Annotated in this window: 28 protein-coding genes; 1 reads left to right on the forward strand and 27 read right to left on the reverse strand. The window is 67.8% G+C overall.

Translation table 11 applies throughout. From position 1 onward, the window contains the following. Positions 1-55: 55 nt before the first annotated feature. Positions 56-514: an Lrp/AsnC family transcriptional regulator gene (locus ACHAAC_RS10525; RefSeq protein ID WP_435716186.1), complete on the reverse strand. Its 459-nt coding sequence runs from the start codon at positions 512-514 to the stop codon at positions 56-58. 141 nt (positions 515-655) lie between these two features. Between ACHAAC_RS10525 and ddaH the strand changes: the two genes are divergently transcribed. After that, positions 656-1,528: a dimethylargininase gene (gene ddaH, locus ACHAAC_RS10530; protein WP_435716187.1), complete on the forward strand. Its 873-nt coding sequence runs from the start codon at positions 656-658 to the stop codon at positions 1,526-1,528. A gap of 15 nt (positions 1,529-1,543) precedes the next feature. Here ddaH and map read toward each other — a convergent pair whose 3' ends face one another. From map to tuf, 26 genes are all read right to left on the reverse strand, one after another. Beyond that, positions 1,544-2,374 (reverse strand): type I methionyl aminopeptidase, encoded by an 831-nt coding sequence (gene map, locus ACHAAC_RS10535; protein WP_435716188.1) that lies wholly within the window; start codon positions 2,372-2,374, stop codon positions 1,544-1,546. A gap of 4 nt (positions 2,375-2,378) precedes the next feature. Further along, entirely contained in the window at positions 2,379-2,951 is a 573-nt protein-coding gene (locus ACHAAC_RS10540; protein WP_435716189.1) for an adenylate kinase, read from the reverse strand. Next, complete coding sequence (secY, locus tag ACHAAC_RS10545) at positions 2,948-4,252, reverse strand: preprotein translocase subunit SecY (protein ID WP_435716190.1); 1,305 nt, start codon at positions 4,250-4,252, stop codon at positions 2,948-2,950. Before secY ends, ACHAAC_RS10540 begins: the two co-directional genes overlap by 4 nt. Positions 4,253-4,422: 170 nt before the next feature. Beyond that, the gene (gene rplO, locus ACHAAC_RS10550) at positions 4,423-4,863 is read right to left on the reverse strand and encodes a 50S ribosomal protein L15 (RefSeq protein ID WP_435716191.1); all 441 of its coding nucleotides are present in this window, start codon (positions 4,861-4,863) and stop codon (positions 4,423-4,425) included. A 1-nt stretch (position 4,864) separates the two neighbouring features. After that, positions 4,865-5,062: a 50S ribosomal protein L30 gene (gene rpmD, locus ACHAAC_RS10555; RefSeq protein ID WP_435716399.1), complete on the reverse strand. Its 198-nt coding sequence runs from the start codon at positions 5,060-5,062 to the stop codon at positions 4,865-4,867. Beyond that, the gene (gene rpsE, locus ACHAAC_RS10560; RefSeq protein WP_435716192.1) at positions 5,062-5,682 is read right to left on the reverse strand and encodes a 30S ribosomal protein S5; all 621 of its coding nucleotides are present in this window, start codon (positions 5,680-5,682) and stop codon (positions 5,062-5,064) included. Before rpsE ends, rpmD begins: the two co-directional genes overlap by 1 nt. Before the next feature lie 34 nt (positions 5,683-5,716). After that, positions 5,717-6,100, reverse strand: a complete 384-nt coding sequence (gene rplR, locus ACHAAC_RS10565; protein ID WP_435716193.1) for a 50S ribosomal protein L18 — start codon at positions 6,098-6,100, stop codon at positions 5,717-5,719. After that, positions 6,100-6,642: a 50S ribosomal protein L6 gene (gene rplF / locus ACHAAC_RS10570; protein WP_435716194.1), complete on the reverse strand. Its 543-nt coding sequence runs from the start codon at positions 6,640-6,642 to the stop codon at positions 6,100-6,102. The genes rplR and rplF overlap by 1 nt, the downstream gene beginning before the upstream one ends. A 17-nt stretch (positions 6,643-6,659) precedes the next feature. Next, entirely contained in the window at positions 6,660-7,067 is a 408-nt protein-coding gene (gene rpsH / locus ACHAAC_RS10575; protein ID WP_435716195.1) for a 30S ribosomal protein S8, read from the reverse strand. Between the two features lie 99 nt (positions 7,068-7,166). After that, positions 7,167-7,352, reverse strand: a complete 186-nt coding sequence (locus ACHAAC_RS10580) for a type Z 30S ribosomal protein S14 (RefSeq protein ID WP_435716196.1) — start codon at positions 7,350-7,352, stop codon at positions 7,167-7,169. A 1-nt stretch (position 7,353) separates the two neighbouring features. Further along, a complete protein-coding gene (rplE, locus tag ACHAAC_RS10585; protein ID WP_435716197.1) occupies positions 7,354-7,926 on the reverse strand; it encodes a 50S ribosomal protein L5 in 573 nt (190 codons plus the stop codon). Between the two features lie 2 nt (positions 7,927-7,928). Beyond that, positions 7,929-8,315, reverse strand: coding sequence for a 50S ribosomal protein L24 (rplX, locus tag ACHAAC_RS10590; RefSeq protein ID WP_435716198.1), 387 nt, complete (start codon positions 8,313-8,315; stop codon positions 7,929-7,931). A 1-nt stretch (position 8,316) separates the two neighbouring features. Then, positions 8,317-8,685 carry a 50S ribosomal protein L14 gene (gene rplN / locus ACHAAC_RS10595; RefSeq protein WP_055964301.1) on the reverse strand — a complete coding sequence of 123 codons (369 nt, stop codon included), beginning with the start codon at positions 8,683-8,685 and terminating at the stop codon, positions 8,317-8,319. A gap of 7 nt (positions 8,686-8,692) precedes the next feature. Continuing rightward, positions 8,693-8,977 (reverse strand): 30S ribosomal protein S17, encoded by a 285-nt coding sequence (gene rpsQ / locus ACHAAC_RS10600; protein ID WP_435716199.1) that lies wholly within the window; start codon positions 8,975-8,977, stop codon positions 8,693-8,695. Further along, on the reverse strand, positions 8,974-9,192 hold the full coding sequence (gene rpmC, locus ACHAAC_RS10605; protein WP_435716200.1) for a 50S ribosomal protein L29: 219 nt from the start codon (positions 9,190-9,192) through the stop codon (positions 8,974-8,976). Before rpmC ends, rpsQ begins: the two co-directional genes overlap by 4 nt. Beyond that, positions 9,192-9,614, reverse strand: coding sequence for a 50S ribosomal protein L16 (rplP, locus tag ACHAAC_RS10610; protein WP_435716201.1), 423 nt, complete (start codon positions 9,612-9,614; stop codon positions 9,192-9,194). The genes rpmC and rplP overlap by 1 nt, the downstream gene beginning before the upstream one ends. Then, entirely contained in the window at positions 9,614-10,462 is an 849-nt protein-coding gene (rpsC, locus tag ACHAAC_RS10615; protein WP_435716202.1) for a 30S ribosomal protein S3, read from the reverse strand. Before rpsC ends, rplP begins: the two co-directional genes overlap by 1 nt. Positions 10,463-10,464: 2 nt before the next feature. After that, positions 10,465-10,923, reverse strand: coding sequence for a 50S ribosomal protein L22 (rplV, locus tag ACHAAC_RS10620; RefSeq protein WP_435716203.1), 459 nt, complete (start codon positions 10,921-10,923; stop codon positions 10,465-10,467). Continuing rightward, positions 10,920-11,201, reverse strand: a complete 282-nt coding sequence (rpsS, locus tag ACHAAC_RS10625) for a 30S ribosomal protein S19 (protein ID WP_435716204.1) — start codon at positions 11,199-11,201, stop codon at positions 10,920-10,922. Before rpsS ends, rplV begins: the two co-directional genes overlap by 4 nt. Before the next feature lie 15 nt (positions 11,202-11,216). Then, the gene (gene rplB, locus ACHAAC_RS10630; protein WP_435716205.1) at positions 11,217-12,044 is read right to left on the reverse strand and encodes a 50S ribosomal protein L2; all 828 of its coding nucleotides are present in this window, start codon (positions 12,042-12,044) and stop codon (positions 11,217-11,219) included. A gap of 13 nt (positions 12,045-12,057) precedes the next feature. Then, positions 12,058-12,360 (reverse strand): 50S ribosomal protein L23, encoded by a 303-nt coding sequence (gene rplW / locus ACHAAC_RS10635; RefSeq protein WP_435716206.1) that lies wholly within the window; start codon positions 12,358-12,360, stop codon positions 12,058-12,060. 2 nt (positions 12,361-12,362) lie between these two features. After that, positions 12,363-13,373: a 50S ribosomal protein L4 sunset domain variant gene (gene rplD / locus ACHAAC_RS10640; RefSeq protein WP_435716207.1), complete on the reverse strand. Its 1,011-nt coding sequence runs from the start codon at positions 13,371-13,373 to the stop codon at positions 12,363-12,365. A 3-nt stretch (positions 13,374-13,376) separates the two neighbouring features. Then, on the reverse strand, positions 13,377-14,033 hold the full coding sequence (rplC, locus tag ACHAAC_RS10645; protein WP_435716208.1) for a 50S ribosomal protein L3: 657 nt from the start codon (positions 14,031-14,033) through the stop codon (positions 13,377-13,379). A 16-nt stretch (positions 14,034-14,049) separates the two neighbouring features. Next, on the reverse strand, positions 14,050-14,358 hold the full coding sequence (gene rpsJ / locus ACHAAC_RS10650; RefSeq protein ID WP_067859819.1) for a 30S ribosomal protein S10: 309 nt from the start codon (positions 14,356-14,358) through the stop codon (positions 14,050-14,052). Positions 14,359-14,749: 391 nt separating this feature from the next. Then, a complete protein-coding gene (locus ACHAAC_RS10655; RefSeq protein WP_435716209.1) occupies positions 14,750-15,673 on the reverse strand; it encodes a cation diffusion facilitator family transporter in 924 nt (307 codons plus the stop codon). A gap of 205 nt (positions 15,674-15,878) precedes the next feature. Further along, on the reverse strand, positions 15,879-17,072 hold the full coding sequence (tuf, locus tag ACHAAC_RS10660) for an elongation factor Tu (RefSeq protein ID WP_435716210.1): 1,194 nt from the start codon (positions 17,070-17,072) through the stop codon (positions 15,879-15,881). Positions 17,073-17,141: the final 69 nt, after the last annotated feature.

Below are 17,141 nucleotides of genomic sequence, written 5' to 3' on the forward strand. Positions count from 1 at the left end.
GGGGTGGGCGCCCGCGTGGCGGCTCTCGCCGACCGCCCTGCGACGCGGGCCGAGCTCAGGTGCTCGGGCGCTCCAGCACCCCGGGACGGGCGATCAGACGCGACAGCACGATCGCCGTGTCGGTGTGGTCGACGTTGCCCACCTCGACGCGGACCTGCTCCAGCGCACGCTCCAGGTCCCGGACGTCGCGCGCGACGAGGTGCAAGATGGCGTCAGCCTGGCCCGAGACCGTCGCTGCGGAGTGGATCTCCGGGACGCGGGTGAACGCCTCTCGCAACCCCTCGGGCGAGATGTTGCCCCGATAGTGGACCTCGACGTACGCCTCCACGGACCAACCCATGGGGTCGGGGTCGATGACGGCCGTGAACCCGCGGATCACTCCCCCCTCCACGAGGCGGTCGATGCGACGCTTCACGGCGGGGGCCGACAGGCCGACCTCCGACCCGAGCGTCGCGTAGGGCGCACGCCCGTCCTCCAGCAGCAGGTCGACGAGGCGGCGATCCACGGCATCCATCGTCCCATCATGCAACAGATCGCCGTGAATGCGTCAATGACCATCGATTCTGAAGTGTCGACTGGTGGTTTCGACTTCGATGAATACCGTGGCGCGTCCATAGGATGGATTCGTTGCACGCCGACCAGGAACGGAGCATCCGTGACCATCATCGAGAACCGTCCCGTCGCCAGCCCTCTCAGCCGTCCGATCGAGCGACGCTCGCGCCCGCGCACCTACGCGATGTGCTCACCCGAGCACTTCGACGTCACCTATGCCATCAACCCGTGGATGCGTCCGGGTGTCGCCGTCGACGCTTGCCGCGCAGACAGGCAGTGGCAGGTGCTGCACGAGACGTACCGGAGCCTGGGTCACCGCGTGCAGGTCCTGGACCCGCTTCCCGGGCAGCCCGACATGGTGTTCGCGGCCAACGGCGCTCTCGTGGTCGGCGGCCGGGCCTACGGCGCGAGGTTCCGACATCCCGAGCGTCAGGCCGAGGCCGAGGCGCACGCCGCATGGCTGCGCTCCATGGGCGTCGACGTCGTCCGCCCCGAGCACACCAACGAGGGCGAGGGCGACTTCCTGGTGCTCGGCGCGATGATCCTGGCCGGCACGGGCTTCCGGACCGACCTGCAGGCCCACGTGGAGGCTGCGCGCGTGCTGGACCGTCCCGTCGTCTCGCTGCACCTGGTCGATCCGCGGTTCTACCACCTCGACGTCGCCCTCGGTGTCCTCGACGACGGTCGGGGTGACTCGCCCGCGGACATCGTCTACGCGCCCGACGCCTTCACCCCGCACAGCCAGCGGACCCTCGCCGAGCTCTTCCCCGATGCCCTGCGGTGCTCGCTGGAGGACGCTCTGGACTTCGGGCTCAACCTCGTCAGCGACGGGCGAAACGTCGTCCTGCCCAGCGCCGCGGTCAGGCTCGCCTCGGCACTGGAGCAGCGGGGATACCGGCCCGTCCCGGTCGATCTCTCCGAGCTGCTCAAGGGCGGAGGCAGCGTGAAGTGCTGCACCATGGAGTGGCACGCCTGACGGCCGATGCCCCGCTCAGTCGCCGGCGTAGGGCACGCCGAGGGACGCAAGGCGCTCCCGGCCGCCGTCCGGGGCGGTCAGCACCCACGCACCGTCGCGGGTCCAGGTGACGGAGTGCTCGTGGTGCGCGGCCCGGGAGCCGTCGGATGACACCACCGTCCACTCGTCGTCGAGCGTGCGGACCTGGGGGTCACCGTTCACCACCATCGGCTCGATCGCGAGCACCAGACCCTCGACGATGCGGGCCCCTCGACCCGGACGACCGACGTTCGGCACGTCCGGGGGCTGGTGCATCGCCGAGCCGATGCCGTGGCCGGTGAACCCGTCGGCGAGACCGTACTCCCCTGCCGCCTCCACGCTCGACTGCACCGCGTGGCTGATGTCGCCCACCCGCCGGCCGACGGCTCCAGCCGCGATGCCGGCCCAGAGCGCATCCTCGGTCACCTCCGACAGCCGCCGGTCCTGCGGCGCCAGCTCGCCGACCCCGAACGTGACGGCAGCATCGCCGTGCCAACCCTCCACAACGGCCCCGCAGTCGATCGAGACCAGGTCGCCCTCTCGCAGGATCCGTCGGCCGGGGATGCCGTGCACCACCTCGTCGTTGACCGACGTGCAGATGACTCCGGGGAACCCGGGGACGGGCCCGTCGGCGCCGTAGCCCAGGAAGTTCGACGTCGCGCCGCGGGCAGCGATCACCTCGCGCGCGACCGCATCGAGGTCACTGGTCGTGACGCCGGGCCCCGCCGCCTCACGCACGGCTGCGAGCATCTCGGCCACGACCAGACCGGCCCGGCGCATGCAGGCGATCTGGTCCGTGGTCTTCAGCTCGATCCCGCGGCCGAACACAGCCTCAGCCGGGAGCGTCGAGCGCGGCGTCGATGCGGCGGGCGACCTCGTCGACCTCGCCGAGACCATCGACCTCACGCACGAGACCGCGCTCGGTGTAGACGCTCAGCAACGGAGCCGTCTCGGCGTGGTACACCTCTTGGCGGTGCCGGATGACGTCCTCGGTGTCGTCGCTTCGACCACTGGTCTCGGCACGCTTGAGCAACCGAGCCACCACCTCGTCGGTGTCCACCACGAGCGAGACCACGCCGTCGAGCTGGACGCCGAGTCCGGCCAGGATCTCATCGAGCGTGTCGACCTGATCCAGCGTCCGGGGGTAGCCGTCCAGGATGAAGCCGTTCCCGGCGTCGTCCTGGCCGAGGCGATCGCGGACCATGGCGTTGGTGACCTCGTCGGGGACGTACTCCCCGGCGTCCATGTACTGCTGCGCCGTCCGGCCGAGCTCGGTCTGCTGGGACACGTTCTCGCGGAAGATGTCACCGGTAGAGATGTGCGCGGCGCCGATGCGCTCGGCCAACGACGCGGCCTGGGTCCCCTTGCCCGCTCCGGGAGGACCCATGATCAGGAGTCGGCTCATCGCAGGAACCCTTCGTAGTTGCGCTGCTGAAGCTGGCTCTCGATCTGCTGGACGGTGTTGAGCCCGACGCCCACGATGATCAGGATCGAGGTGCCGCCGAAGGGGAAGTTCTGGCTGGCGTCCAGCAGCGCGACCGCGATCATGGGGATCAGCGCCACCACGCCCAGGTAGATGGCACCCGGCGCCGTGATGCGGCTTAGCACGTACGCGAGGTAGTCCTGCGTCGGACGTCCGGCCCTGATGCCCGGGATGAATCCGCCGTACTTCTTCATGTTGTCGGCGACCTCTTCGGGGTTGAAGGTGATCGAGACGTAGAAGTAGGTGAAGAACACGATCAGCGCGAAGTAGGTGATCATGTAGTACGGGTGGTCACCGCGCACGAAGTGGTCGTTGATCCACGACGTGTACTGGCTGGAGGGCTGGAACTGCGCGTAGAGAGCCGGCAGGTACAACAGGCTCGAGGCGAAGATCACCGGGATGATGCCGGCCTGGTTCACCTTGAGAGGGATGTAGGTGGACGAGCCGCCGAACATCCGGCGTCCCACCATTCGCTTGGCGTACTGCACGGGGATGCGCCGCTGCGCCTGCTCCATGAAGATCACGGCCGCGACGATCACCAGGCCGACGGCGATGACGATGACGAACGTCGTGATGCCGTTGACCTGACGCACCTGCCACAGCGCTCCGGGGAAGGTCGCGACGACCTGCGTGAAGATCAGGATCGACATGCCGTTGCCGACGCCGCGGTCGGTGATGAGCTCACCCATCCACATGATGACGGCCGTGCCGGCTACCATGGTCAGGACGATCAGCAGGAACGCCGGGATGCTGTCCATGTTGTAGAGCAGGTCGAGGTTGCAGGCGCCACCGAAGAGGTTGCCCGAGCGCGCGAGCGCCACGATGCCGGTCGCCTGGAGGATGGCCAGCCCCAGCGTCAGGTAGCGCGTGTACTGGGTGATCTTGGCCTGTCCGGCCTGGCCCTCCTTCTTGAGGGCTTCCAGACGCGGGATCACCACCACGAGCAGCTGCAGGATGATGCTGGCGGTGATGTAGGGCATGATGCCCAGCGCGAACACCGTCAGCTGCAGCAGCGCGCCACCGGAGAACAGGTTGATGAGCGCGAACAGGCTGCTGTTGTCACCGGAGGAGGCGAGGTCGACACACTGCTGGACGTTCGGCACGTTGATGCCCGGAGCGGGCAGGGTCGAGCCAAGCCGGAAGAGCACGATGATGCCCAGCACGAAGAGCATCTTGCGTCGCAGGTCTGGAGTCCTGAACGCGTTCACGAAGGCGCTGAGCACCGGTGTCCTCCTCGATCGTGGGGCCGGGCGAAGCCTCCGCGACTCTAACAGTCAGTTGTCGCAACCTCGTCGTCGCGTGAGGTTGCGCTGGTCGTCCGTACGAGATGCAACGGACGACACGGCGAGGCCCTCGGTGATGAGGACCTCGCCGTCGTGTCGTCAGTGCAGCTTCACAGCTCGGTGACGCTGCCGCCGGCCGATTCGATCTTGGTACGTGCCGAGCCGGAGAACTTGTGCGCGGTGACCTGCACCACGACCGCAAGGTCGCCCTCGCCCAGCACCTTGACCAGCTGACCCTTGCGGACCGCGCCGGCAGTGACGAGCGCGTCGACATCGACGGTGCCACCCTCGGGGAAGAGCGCACCGATGCGCTCGACGTTGACGACCTGGTAGTCCTCGCGGAACGGGTTCTTGAACCCCTTCAGCTTCGGCAGGCGCATGTGGATGGGGATCTGCCCACCCTCGAAGCCGGCCGGCACCTGGTAACGGGCCTTGGTGCCCTTGGTGCCGCGACCGGCCGTCTTGCCCTTGGACGCCTCGCCGCGACCCACACGGGTCTTGGCGGTCTTGGCGCCGGGGGCAGGACGCAGGTGATGGAGCTTGAGCGCCATGTCAGGAGCCCTCCTCATCGGTGAGTGTCTTGACGTCCACGAGGTGCGGGATGGCTTCCACCATGCCGCGGATCTCGGGACGATCGTCCTGGACGACGACGTCGCCGATGCGCTTCAGACCCAGCGAACGCAGGGTGTTGCGCTGGTTCTGCTTGCGACCGATCCCCGACCGGACCTGGGTGACTTCGAGCTTGGCCATCATGCACCCGCCCCTGCGGCGGCCTGATCGGCCTTGGCCTCCTCGACGCCCTGGGCCTCGGACTTGAGCAGCGCCGCCGGAGCGACCTCCTCGACCGCGAGGCCACGACGGTCCGCGACCGCCTGGGGCGACTCCAGCATCCGCAGTGCCTCGACGGTGGCGTGGACGATGTTGATGGCGTTGGACGACCCGAGCGACTTGCTCAGGACGTCGTGGACACCGGCGGCCTCGAGCACCGCGCGCACCGGACCACCGGCGATGACGCCGGTACCGGGCGATGCCGGACGCAGGAAGACGACACCGGCCGCCTTCTCGCCCTGCACCGGGTGCGGGATGGTGCCCTGGATGCGCGGGACGCGGAAGAAGCTCTTCTTCGCCTCCTCGACACCCTTGGAGATCGCTGTAGGGACCTCCTTGGCCTTGCCGTAGCCGACGCCGACCTGACCGTCGCCGTCGCCGACGATCACCAGGGCGGTGAAGCTGAAGCGACGACCACCCTTGACGACCTTGGCGACACGGTTGATCGTGACGACCTTCTCGATGTAGTTGGACTTGTCGCCGCCGCGGTCTCCGCGGCCACCACGACGGTCGCCGCCTCCGCGGCGCTGCTGGGCGCTCATGCGGCACTCCCGTTCTCGTTGACGTTGTTGATCATCAGAACTCCAGTCCGCCCTCGCGAGCAGCGTCGGCCAGGGCCGCGATGCGGCCGGCGTAGCGGTTGCCGGCGCGGTCGAACACGACGGTCTCGATGCCGGCGGCCTTGGCACGGTCGGCCACCAGCTCGCCGACCCTGCGGGCCTTGGCGGTCTTGTCGCCGTCGTCGGACCGCAGGTCCGCCTCCAGCGTCGAGGCCGAGACCAGCGTGTGTCCCTCCAGGTCGTTCACGACCTGGGCGACCATGTGCTTGCTGGATCGGGTCACGACCAGGCGCGGACGCTCGGCCGAGCCCTGCAGCTTCTTGCGGCCACGGATCTGACGACGTGCGCGCGACGTGGCGCGGCTCGAGCGACCCTTGACCTGCTTGATGGAGATGGCCATCACTTACCAGCCTTTCCAGCCTTGCGCAGGACGCGCTCGCCGGCGTAGCGCACGCCCTTGCCCTTGTAGGGCTCGGGCTTGCGGATCTTGCGGATGTTCGCGGCGACCTCACCGACGGCCTGCTTGTCGATGCCGGCAACCGTCAGCTTGGTCGGGGACTCCACCGTGAAGGTGATGCCCGCAGGTGCCTCGAACGGCACGGGGTGGCTGAAGCCGAGGTTGAGCTCGACGGCGTCCGGGCCCTTGGCCAGGACGCGGTAGCCGACGCCCACGATCTCGAGCTTCTTCTCATAGCCCTCGGTGACACCGATGACCATGTTGTTGATGAGCGTGCGGCTCAGGCCGTGCAGAGCCTTGCTCTCACGCTCCTCGTCCGGGCGCTGGACGTCCAACGTGCCGTCCTCACCACGGGCGACCGTGATGGGCTCGGCGACCGTGTGGGACAGCTCGCCCTTGGGGCCCTTGACGCGGACGTCCTGGCCCTCGATGGTGACCTCGACGCCGGACGGGACGGCGACGGGCAGCTTGCCGATGCGCGACATGTGTCGTCTCCTTCCGGTTACCAGACGTAGGCGAGGACTTCTCCGCCTACGTTCTGGGTCGTGGCCTGGCGATCCGTGAGGAGACCGTGGCTCGTCGAGATGATGGCGACGCCGAGCCCACCGAGCACCTTGGGCAGGTTCGTGGACTTGGCGTAGACCCGCAGGCCGGGCTTGCTGATCCGGCGGATGCCGGCGATCGAGCGCTGCCGCTGGGGGCCGTACTTGAGGGTCACGTGGAGCGTCTTGCCGACCTCTCCCTCACCGGGCTCGGTGACGGCGAAGTCCGTGATGAAGCCCTCCTGCTTGAGCAGGGTCACCACACCCTCCTTGAGCTTGCTGTAGGGCGCCACGATCTCGTCGTGGAACGCCTGGTTGCCGTTGCGGATCCGCGTGAGCAGGTCCGCGATCGGATCAGTCATGGTCATGGTGCGTGATTCCGTTTCTCGCCGTGGTTTCGTTCTCGTCCCCGCCCGCTGCTGCGGTCCGGGTGGGAGGCGACCTTCGACGCCTTGGGGGTGGTGGTGTTACCAGCTGCTCTTGGTGACGCCCGGCAGCTCTCCGCGGTGCGCCATCTCGCGCAGGCAGATGCGGCACAGGCCGAACTTCTTGTAGACCGAGCGCGGACGTCCGCACCGCTGGCAGCGCGTGTAGCCACGCACCGCGAACTTGGGCTTGCGAGCCGCCTTGATCCTCAGACCGGTCTTCGCCATGTCAGTTCTCCTTGAAGGGGAAGCCGAGCTGCTTGAGCAGCGCGCGGCCCTCGTCGTCGTTGGCGGCCGTCGTGACCACCGTGATGTCCATGCCTCGCGAGCGATCGATCTTGTCCTGGTCGATCTCGTGGAACATGACCTGCTCGGTGAGGCCGAAGGTGTAGTTGCCGCGGCCGTCGAACTGCTTGGAGCTCAGGCCGCGGAAGTCGCGGATGCGCGGGAGCGCGAGCGTGAGCAGACGGTCCAGGAACTCCCACATCCGGTCGCCACGCAGCGTGACGTGCGTGCCGATCGGCATGCCCTCACGCAGCTTGAACTGAGCGATGGACTTGCGGGCCTTGGTGACCTGCGGCTTCTGGCCGGTGATGGCCGTGAGATCGCGGATCGCGCCCTCGATGAGCTTGCCGTCACGGGCCGCTTCGCCGACGCCCATGTTGACGACGATCTTGGTCAGGCCCGGGACCTGCATGACGTTGCTGTGCTGGAACTCCTGCTGCAGTGCGGGCAGGATCTCCTCGCGGTACCTCGCCTTGAGGCGGGGTGCCGTAGCCGTTGAGGTGGCGGTGTCGGCCATGATCAGATCTCCTTCCCGGTCTTGCTGGCGACGCGCACGCTGCGGTGCGCGGAGTACGAGGATCCGTCGGAACGGGTCTTGGTGACGTCGTCGCGGCGGTAGCCGACACGACTGGTGGTCTTGTCACCGTCGGCGTCGACCACGAGCATCACGTTGGACACGTGGACCGCGGCCTCGCTCGTGATGATGCCGCCGGTGTTCGCGCCGCCGTCGGTGCCGGTGCGTGTGTGCCGCTTGACGCGGTTCACGCCCTCGACGATGACACGGTCACGCTCGGCGATGACACTGATGACCTTGCCCTCGACACCCTTGTCGGCACCGGCGATGACCTTGACCTGGTCGCCCTTCTTGATGGCGAGGGTCTTCTTCTGGGCTGTCTTCTTGGACATGTCAGAGCACCTCCGGCGCCAGCGAGATGATGCGCATGAACTTCTTGTCGCGCAGCTCGCGGCCCACCGGGCCGAAGATGCGGGTTCCGCGCGGGTCGCCGTCAGTCTTGAGGATGACGGCGGCGTTCTCGTCGAACTTGATGTATGAGCCATCGGGGCGGCGGCGCTCCTTGACGGTGCGCACGATGACGGCCTTGACGACGTCACCCTTCTTGACGTTGCCGCCGGGGATGGCGTCCTTGACGGTGGCGACGATCGTGTCGCCGATGCCGGCGTAGCGCCGACCGGAACCGCCGAGAACACGGATGCACAAGATCTCCTTGGCACCGGTGTTGTCGGCGACCTTGAGTCGCGACTCCTGCTGGATCATCTGTCTCTCACTTCGCCTTCTCGAGGGTCTCCACGAGACGCCAACGCTTGGTGGCCGAGAGCGGACGCGTCTCCATGATGAGCACGCGGTCGCCGGTGCCGGCCTCGTTCTGCTCGTCGTGGACCTTGAGTCGGGTGTTGCGACGCAGCACCTTGCCGTACAGGCCGTGCTTCACACGGTCCTCGACGGACACGACGATGGTCTTGTCCATCTTGTCGCTCACGACCAGGCCCTCGCGGACCTTGCGGGCGGTTCGGCTCTCCACGGTCTCTTCCTTCTCGTTCTCACTCATGCGTCCACCTCGATGATCCCGAGCTCGCGCTCACGCATGACGGTGTAGACCCGGGCGATCTCGCGCCGGACCGTCTTGAGACGGGCGTTGTTGTCGAGCTGGCCGGTGGCGTTCTGGAAACGCAGGTTGAACAGCTCTTCCTTGGCTTCGCGGAGCTTGTCGGCCAGTCCATCGGCGTCCAGCTCGCGCAGGTCAGCAGCGGTCGTCTTCGCCATCACATGCCTCCCTCGGTCTCGCGGCTGATGAAGCGAGCCTTCATCGGCAGCTTGTGAATGGCGCGTCGCATCGCCTCGCGGGCGACCTCCTCGGTCACACCGGACAGCTCGAACATGACGCGTCCGGGCTTGACGTTGGCGACCCACCACTCGGGCGAGCCCTTGCCGGAGCCCATGCGGGTCTCGGCGGGCTTCTTGGTCAGCGGGCGGTCGGGGTAGATGTTGATCCACACCTTGCCGCCGCGCTTGATGTGACGCGTCATGGCGATACGAGCGGACTCGATCTGCCGGTTGGTCACGTAGTGACCCTCGACGGCCTGGATGCCGTAGTCGCCGAAGGCGAGCTCGGTGCCACCCTTGGCCATGCCACGGCGCTTGGGGTGGTGCTGCTTGCGGTACTTGACCCTGCGGGGCATCAACATCAGCTCTGCGCTCCTTCCGCGGCGGGCTGGGCAGCGTCGCTCTTGGGTGCGTCGCTCGGGGCGTCGCTCTTGGGTGCGTCGCTCTTGGGTGCGTCGCTCTTGGCGGCAGGAGCGGCGTCGCCCTGGGGGCCACCCTCACGGGCGGGCCGACGGCCGCGCTGGGGGCGCGAGCGACCGGGGGCCGCGGCGCGCTTGGCGGCCTCGGCCTCACGCTCTGCACGCGTGCCGGCGACCTCACCCTTGTAGATCCAGACCTTCACGCCGATGCGGCCGAAGGTCGTGCGGGCCTCGTAGAAGCCGTAGTCGACGTCCGCTCGCAGGGTGTGCAGCGGCACGCGACCCTCGCGGTAGAACTCCGAGCGGCTCATCTCGGCGCCACCGAGGCGGCCCGAGCACTGGATCCGGATGCCCTTGGCACCGGACCGCATCGTCGTCTGCATCGCCTTGCGCATCGCGCGACGGAACTGCACACGGCCGCTGAGCTGCTCTGCGACACCCTGGGCCACGAGCTGCGCATCCATCTCCGGGGCCTTGACCTCGAGGATGTTCAGCTGGACCTGCTTGCCGGTGAGCTTCTCCAGGTCGCCACGGATGCGGTCGGCCTCGGCGCCACGGCGGCCGATGACGATGCCGGGGCGCGCGGTGTGGATGTCGACGCGGACGCGGTCACGCGTGCGCTCGATCTCGACCTTGCTGATGCCGGCGCGGTCCATGCCCTTGGTCAGCAGTCGGCGGATCTTGACGTCCTCGCCGACGTAGCTGCTGTAGAGCTTGTCGGCGTACCAACGGCTCTTGTGGTCGGTGGAGATGCCGAGTCGGAACCCGTGCGGGTTGATCTTCTGTCCCATTTTCAGACCTTCCCGCTGGGGGTGCCGCCCACGCGGTTTTTGCGTGGGCGATTCTTGCTCGTGATGGAGTCGGCCGGCTGGACGACGACGGTGAGGTGGCTGCTGCGCTTGAGGATGCGGTTGGCCGCACCCTTGGCGCGCGGACGCCACCGCTTCATGGTCGGGCCCTCCTCGACCAGCACCGTCGTGATGACGAGGCCGGAGCCGTCGAGGTCCTCGGTGGTCTCGGCGTTGGCAACCGCGGAGGAGACCAGCTTGTGGAAGTCCTGCGCGACGGCCTGCGGCGCGAACTGCAGGAGCGCGAGGGCCTCGGTGACCTCCATGCCGCGGATCAGGTCGGCGATGCGACGTGACTTCTGCGGCGTGACGCGGACGAACCGTGCGACCGCGAAGGCGCCGGGCGCTTCGCCCAGCAGGCGCTCACGGCGCGCGCTGACATTGTCTCGGGTGGCTGCACTCATCGCCTCTTGGCCTTTCGGTCGTCCTTCTCATGACCTCGGAACGTGCGGGTCGGGGCGAACTCGCCCAGCTTGTGACCCACCATCGAGTCGGTGATGAAGACCGGGACGTGCTTGCGGCCGTCATGCACGGCGATCGTGTGTCCGATGAAGGACGGCAGGATCATCGAGCGGCGCGACCAGGTCTTGATGACGTTGTGGGATCCGGCTTCGTTCTGCGCGTCCACCTTCTTCTCGAGGTGGTCGTCGACGAAGGGACCCTTCTTCAGACTGCGTGGCATTCTTCAGGTCCTCTCTCAGCGTCCGGACTTGCGGCGGCGGACGATCATCTGGTCACTGGCCTTGCGCTTGCGCGTGCGGCCCTCGGGCTTGCCCCACGGGCTGACCGGGTGACGGCCACCGGAGGTCTTGCCCTCGCCACCACCGTGCGGGTGGTCGACCGGGTTCATGACGACACCGCGGACGGTCGGGCGCTTGCCCTTCCATCGGTTGCGGCCGGCCTTGCCCCAGTTGATGTTGGACTGCTCGGCGTTGCCGACCTCGCCCAGCGTGGCGCGGCAGCGAACGTCGACGTAGCGCATCTCGCCCGAGGGCAGGCGCAGCTGTGCACGCGTGCCCTCCTTGGCGACCAGCTGCACCCGTGAGCCGGCGGAGCGGCCCATCTTGGCGCCACCGCCGGGACGCAGCTCCACGGCGTGGATCAACGAGCCCACGGGGATGTTGCGCAGCGGCAGGTTGTTGCCGGTCTTGATGTCGGCGCCCACGCCGGCCTCGACGGCCTGGCCCTGGCGGATGCCCTCGGGCGCGATGATGTAGCGCTTCTCGCCGTCGGCGTAGTGCAGCAGGGCGATGCGTGCGGTGCGGTTGGGGTCGTACTCGATGTGAGCGACCTTGGCCGGCACGCCGTCCTTGTCGTAGCGCTTGAAGTCGATGATGCGGTAGGCACGCTTGTGCCCACCACCCTGGTGACGCGTGGTGATGCGTCCCTGGTTGTTGCGGCCGCCCTTCTTGGGCAGCGGCTCCAGGAGGGACTTCTCCGGCGTCGTGCGGGTGACCTCGGCGAAGTCGGCCACGGAGGAACCGCGGCGACCTGGCGTGGTCGGCCTGTGCTTGCGAATTGCCATTGTCTGCTCTACCTCAGCTCGGGCTCGAGAAGATGTCGATGCTCTGTCCGGCGGCCACACTGACGATCGCGCGCTTGGTGTCCTTGCGCTTGCCCAGGCCGTTGCGCGTACGACGCGTCTTGCCCTTGCGGTTGATCGTGTTGACGGCGGTCACCGAGACACCGAAGACGCTCTCGACGGCGATCTTGATCTCCGTCTTGTTGGCGTCCGGGCGCACCAGGAACGTGTACTTGTTGTCGTCGAGCAGGTTGTAGCTCTTCTCGCTGACGACGGGGGCGATCAGCACGTCGCGTGCGTCCTTGTGCAGGGTGCTCATCTTCACTCTCCTGCCTTCGTGAAGCCAGCGGCCTCGGCGGTGGCCTCGGTGTCGAACCAGACCTCAGCCTCGGTCTGGTCGTACCAGGGGCTGTCGGGGGTGTGGAACTTCACCGAGTCCGCGTTGCCCTTGATCTCGTGGCCCTTGGGAGCGTTGCCGCTCTTGAGGGGGGCCTTGGACCCGGGGCCGTACGGCTGGGTCTTGGTGACGCCCTCGACGTCGGCGGCCGGAGCAGCCTCGGTCGTGGTGGCCGCAGGTGCCTGCTCGGCCGACTTCTCGGCAGCAGGCTTCTTCGCGGCCGACTCCTTGGCAGCAGACTTCTTCGCGGCCGGCTTCTTCGCGGCCGGCTTCTTCGCCGCAGGAGCGGCGTCGGCCTCGACCGCTGCCTTGCTCAGCGCGACAGTCTCGGCGCCCTCCGCGGAGCGAGCCGCGACGAACGCGTCGAACGCGGCCTGGGTGAAGATGACGTCGTCGCTGCGGATCACGTCGTAGGTGTTGAGCTGGTCGAACGTGATCAGCTCCAGGTCCACGGCGTTGCGCAGGCTCTTGGCGGTGACGGTGTCCTCACGCTCGATGACCACGAGCACCCGGCGACGGGTGGTGATCTCGGCGATGGCGGCGACGACGGCCTTGGTGGAGGGCGCACCGCCGCTCACGAGGGAGTCGACGACGTGCAGACGACCGCTGCGGGCCCGGTCCGACAGGGCACCGCGCAGGGCGGCAGCCTTCATCTTCTTGGGCGTGCGCTGGTCGTAGCTGCGCGGCGTCGGGCCGTGCACGATGCCACCGCCGGCGTACTGCGGCGCGCGGATCGAGCCCTGGCGGGCTCGGCCGGTGCCCTTCTGGCGGTACGGCTTCTTGCCGCCGCCGCGGACCTCGCCGCGCGACTTGACGTCGTGCGTGCCCTGACGGGCAGCGGCGAGCTGGGCCGTGACGACCTGGTGGATGAGGGGGACGTTGGTCTGCACGCCGAAGAGGTCGACGGGCAGGTCCGCATCGATGGTCTTGACCATGGATCAGGCTCCCTTGGCTGCGCTGCGGACGACGACGAGGCCGCCCTTGGGACCGGGGACCGCACCCTTGACGAGGATGACGCCCTTGTCGGCGTCGACCGCGTGGACGGTGAGGTTCTGGGTGGTGACGGTGTCCGCGCCCATGTGGCCGGCCATGCGCAGGCCCTTGAAGACGCGACCCGGGGTGGCGCAGCCACCGATCGAGCCGGGCTTGCGGTGGTTGCGGTGGGCGCCGTGGGAGGCACCGACGCCGTGGAAGCCGTGACGCTTCATGACGCCGGCGAAGCCCTTGCCCTTGCTCGTGGCGGTGACGTCGATCGCATCGCCGGCGGCGAAGATCTCCGGGGAGATCTCCTGGCCCAGCGTGAAGTCGGCGACGGCCTCGGTGCGGATCTCGACGACGTGACGACGGGGCGTCACGCCGGCCTTGGTGAAGTGGCCCGACTCGGGCTTGTTCACCTTGCGGCCGTCGATCTCGCCGAAGCCGATCTGGACGGCTGAGTAGCCGTCGGCCTCGCGAGTACGGATCTGGGTGACGACGTTGGTGTCGGCGGCCAGGACGGTGACGGGAACGACGAGGCCGTTCTCGTCCCACACCTGGGTCATGCCGAGCTTGCGGCCCAGCAGGCCGCGCGTGGTCGCGGTGGAGGTGGTGCTCATAGGTCGGTCGATCCCCTCAGAGCTTGATCTCGATGTCGACGCCGGCCGGCAGGTCGAGTCGCATGAGCGAGTCGACGGTCTTGGGCGTCGGATCGATGATGTCGATGAGCCGCTTGTGGGTGCGCATCTCGAAGTGCTCGCGGCTGTCCTTGTACTTGTGGGGCGAACGGATCACGCAGAACACGTTCTTCTCCGTCGGCAGCGGCACGGGCCCCGCGACGGAGGCGCCGGTGCGCGTGACCGTGTCAACGATCTTGCGCGCCGAGGTGTCGATCACCTCGTGGTCGTAGGCCTTGAGCCGGATACGGATCTTTTGTCCCGCCATGCTCTGCTCGTCCTTCTGCTTGGTTCACTGGGTCCACCCCCCGGGTTGTCAGGGAGAGATTGCTCCGCTCCACCGGCCCCCGAGGTCGGGCGTGTCGCCTTGGCGCACAGCGCACGACGTCACACACTTCTCTAGTTGGGTGGTTGGGCCCGCACTCTCGGCGCGGGCCGGGTCCGATCTCAGGTTCGGTGCCACCTGCATCATCCGGCGTGAGAGTCCGGGCAGAACGACACCCCAGCGATCGAGCCGGAGCAACCGCACTAGTCTGACAGACCCCGCCCGAGAAACACAAATCGTGCCGTGGTGACGGTTTACCACAGTCCCTCGGCAAGCCGCCCCTGTCCTGTCACAGAACAGAGTCAGTTCACCGAGGGACCGTGGTAAACCGGCGTCAGTGGTGGACGTGTCCCTCGGAGTCGACGTGGCCGACGGGTTCGATCTGGAAGGTGGAGTGCTCGACGTCGAAGTGGTCCGAGAGGCACTCCCCCAGCTGGTCGAGCACCTCGTGGGCGTGGCCCATCCCCACGATCGTCTCGTCGACGACGACGTGGGCGCTCATGACCGGCATGCCCGAGGTGATGGTCCAGACGTGCAGGTCGTGGACGTCGATCACGCCGTCCATGCCGAGGATGTGCGAGCGCAGCTCCACGAGGTCGACGTCCTTGGGCGAGCCCTCGAGCAGCACCTCGGCCACGTCCTTGAGCAACGAGAACGCGCGCGGGACGATGAACACCGCGATGAGCAGCGACGCGATCGGGTCGGCGACGTACCAGCCCGTCAGCAGGATCACCGCGGCCGAGCCGATGACGGCCACGGACCCCAAGGCGTCGCCGAGGACCTCCAGGTAGGCCCCTCGAACGTTGAGGCTCTCCTCGGCCCCGGCGCGCAGCAGCACCAGGCCGATGACGTTCACCGCCAGGCCGACCACACCGGCCACCAGGACGGGCAGGCCGGCGATCTCAGGGGCGTCGCTCAGACGGCCCACCGCCTGCACGACGATCCAGGTGCACAGCGCCAGCAGGATCAGTCCGTTCAGGCCGGCGGCGAGCACCTCCGTGCGGTGGTAACCGAAGGTTCGGCGCGAGCCCGGCGCACCACCACGCTGCGCCACGGTGATGGCCGCAATGGCGAGCACGAGGCCGAAGGAGTCGCTGAGCATGTGAGCGGCGTCGGCCAGCAGGGCCAGGCTCCCGGTGATCACGGCAACGACGGCCTGCACCACCAGGACGGTGACCGACAGCCCGAGGACGACCAGGAGCGTACCGCGGTGACGCAGTCCCGTGCCTGAAGCGCCGTGCGCGTGGTCGTGGCCCATGCCTCACAGGCTAGGCACCCGGCCGCCGTGTCGCGAGCGGCTGTCCGCCAAGAGGACGCCCACGACAACCATTCCCGGCCGGCCTCTGCTCCCGGACATGCCAGGACCCCCGCCCGAGCAAGTGCTCGAGCGGGGGTCCTGGGCAGATCAGCGGGTCAGAGACTCCTTGGATCGAGTGATCCGAGGAACGAGGATCGTACCGAGATCACTTGTTGATCTTGGTGACACGGCCGGCGCCGACGGTGCGGCCGCCCTCGCGGATGGCGAAGCGCAGGCCCTCCTCCATGGCGATCGGCTGGATCAGCTCGACGCTCATCTCGGTGTTGTCGCCGGGCATGACCATCTCGGTGCCCTCGGGCAGCGTGACGACGCCGGTGACGTCCGTGGTCCGGAAGTAGAACTGCGGACGGTAGTTGTTGAAGAACGGCGTGTGACGGCCACCCTCCTCCTTGGCGAGGATGTACGCCTGGCCCTCGAACTCCGTGTGGGGAGTCGTGGAGCCGGGAGCGATGACGACCATGCCGCGCTCGACGTCCTCACGCTTGGTGCCGCGCAGGAGCAGTCCGACGTTCTCGCCGGCCTCGCCGGTGTCCAGCAGCTTGCGGAACATCTCGATGCCGGTGACCGTCGTGGTCTGCTTGTTCTCGCGGATGCCCACGATGTCGACGGTCTCGTTGACCTTGACGACGCCGCGCTCGATGCGACCGGTGATGACGGTGCCACGACCGGTGATCGTGAAGACGTCCTCGACGGGCATGAGGAACGGCTTCTCGGTCTCGCGAGGGGGCATCGGGATGTACTCGTCGACGGCGTCCATGAGCTCGCCGATCGACTCGGCCCACTTGGCGTCGCCCTGCAGTGCCGGGTGGGCAGCCACGCGGATGACGGGGACGTTGTCGCCGTCGAAGTCCTGCTCGCTGAGGAGCTCGCGGACCTCCATCTCGACGAGCTCGATGAGCTCCTCGTCCTCGACCATGTCGCACTTGTTGAGCGCCACGACCATGGCCGGCACGCCGACCTGCTTGGCCAGCAGCACGTGCTCACGCGTCTGCGGCATCGGGCCGTCGGTGGCGGCGACCACGAGGATCGCGCCGTCCATCTGAGCCGCACCGGTGATCATGTTCTTCACGTAGTCGGCGTGCCCGGGGCAGTCGACGTGCGCGTAGTGGCGGTTCTCGGTCTGGTACTCGACGTGCGCGATGGAGATCGTGATGCCGCGCTGGCGCTCCTCGGGAGCCTTGTCGATCATGTCGAAGGCCGAGGCCTCGTTCAGATCGGGGTACTTGTCGTGCAGCACCTTGGTGATCGCCGCGGTCAGCGTCGTCTTACCGTGGTCGATGTGACCGATGGTGCCGATGTTCATGTGCGGCTTGGTCCGCTCGAACTTCGCCTTAGCCACGTGGGGCTCCTTCTGGATCGTGTGGTGGAACTGGTGAACAAAAACGCCGTCGGTCCGGGGTGCGGACCT

It is taken from the genome of Aeromicrobium sp. CF4.19, assembly GCF_051262555.1.
Classification (GTDB): Bacteria; Actinomycetota; Actinomycetes; order Propionibacteriales; family Nocardioidaceae; genus Aeromicrobium.

What these genes read in the sequence shown, in the direction of transcription:
- ACHAAC_RS10525 (WP_435716186.1), bottom strand. Translation starts at nt 514, where the DNA reads ATGGATGCCGTGGATCGCCGCCTCGTCGACCTGCTGCTGGAGGACGGG.
- ACHAAC_RS10540 (WP_435716189.1), bottom strand. Translation starts at nt 2,951, where the DNA reads ATGAGCCGACTCCTGATCATGGGTCCTCCCGGAGCGGGCAAGGGGACC.
- rplO (WP_435716191.1), bottom strand. Translation starts at nt 4,863, where the DNA reads ATGGCGCTCAAGCTCCATCACCTGCGTCCTGCCCCCGGCGCCAAGACC.
- rpmD (WP_435716399.1), bottom strand. Translation starts at nt 5,062, where the DNA reads ATGGCCAAGCTCGAAGTCACCCAGGTCCGGTCGGGGATCGGTCGCAAG.
- rpsE (WP_435716192.1), bottom strand. Translation starts at nt 5,682, where the DNA reads ATGAGCGCCCAGCAGCGCCGCGGAGGCGGCGACCGTCGTGGTGGCCGC.
- rplR (WP_435716193.1), bottom strand. Translation starts at nt 6,100, where the DNA reads ATGGCCATCTCCATCAAGCAGGTCAAGGGTCGCTCGAGCCGCGCCACG.
- rplF (WP_435716194.1), bottom strand. Translation starts at nt 6,642, where the DNA reads ATGTCGCGCATCGGCAAGCTGCCCGTCGCCGTCCCGTCCGGCGTCGAG.
- rpsH (WP_435716195.1), bottom strand. Translation starts at nt 7,067, where the DNA reads ATGACCATGACTGATCCGATCGCGGACCTGCTCACGCGGATCCGCAAC.
- ACHAAC_RS10580 (WP_435716196.1), bottom strand. Translation starts at nt 7,352, where the DNA reads ATGGCGAAGACCGGTCTGAGGATCAAGGCGGCTCGCAAGCCCAAGTTC.
- rplE (WP_435716197.1), bottom strand. Translation starts at nt 7,926, where the DNA reads ATGGCCGACACCGCCACCTCAACGGCTACGGCACCCCGCCTCAAGGCG.
- rplX (WP_435716198.1), bottom strand. Translation starts at nt 8,315, where the DNA reads ATGTCCAAGAAGACAGCCCAGAAGAAGACCCTCGCCATCAAGAAGGGC.
- rplN (WP_055964301.1), bottom strand. Translation starts at nt 8,685, where the DNA reads ATGATCCAGCAGGAGTCGCGACTCAAGGTCGCCGACAACACCGGTGCC.
- rpsQ (WP_435716199.1), bottom strand. Translation starts at nt 8,977, where the DNA reads ATGAGTGAGAACGAGAAGGAAGAGACCGTGGAGAGCCGAACCGCCCGC.
- rpmC (WP_435716200.1), bottom strand. Translation starts at nt 9,192, where the DNA reads ATGGCGAAGACGACCGCTGCTGACCTGCGCGAGCTGGACGCCGATGGA.
- rplP (WP_435716201.1), bottom strand. Translation starts at nt 9,614, where the DNA reads ATGTTGATGCCCCGCAGGGTCAAGTACCGCAAGCAGCACCACCCCAAG.
- rpsC (WP_435716202.1), bottom strand. Translation starts at nt 10,462, where the DNA reads ATGGGACAGAAGATCAACCCGCACGGGTTCCGACTCGGCATCTCCACC.
- rplV (WP_435716203.1), bottom strand. Translation starts at nt 10,923, where the DNA reads ATGAGTGCAGCCACCCGAGACAATGTCAGCGCGCGCCGTGAGCGCCTG.
- rpsS (WP_435716204.1), bottom strand. Translation starts at nt 11,201, where the DNA reads ATGCCACGCAGTCTGAAGAAGGGTCCCTTCGTCGACGACCACCTCGAG.
- rplB (WP_435716205.1), bottom strand. Translation starts at nt 12,044, where the DNA reads ATGGCAATTCGCAAGCACAGGCCGACCACGCCAGGTCGCCGCGGTTCC.
- rplW (WP_435716206.1), bottom strand. Translation starts at nt 12,360, where the DNA reads ATGAGCACCCTGCACAAGGACGCACGCGACGTGCTGATCGCCCCCGTC.
- rplD (WP_435716207.1), bottom strand. Translation starts at nt 13,373, where the DNA reads ATGGTCAAGACCATCGATGCGGACCTGCCCGTCGACCTCTTCGGCGTG.
- rplC (WP_435716208.1), bottom strand. Translation starts at nt 14,033, where the DNA reads ATGAGCACCACCTCCACCGCGACCACGCGCGGCCTGCTGGGCCGCAAG.
- rpsJ (WP_067859819.1), bottom strand. Translation starts at nt 14,358, where the DNA reads ATGGCGGGACAAAAGATCCGTATCCGGCTCAAGGCCTACGACCACGAG.
- ACHAAC_RS10655 (WP_435716209.1), bottom strand. Translation starts at nt 15,673, where the DNA reads ATGGGCCACGACCACGCGCACGGCGCTTCAGGCACGGGACTGCGTCAC.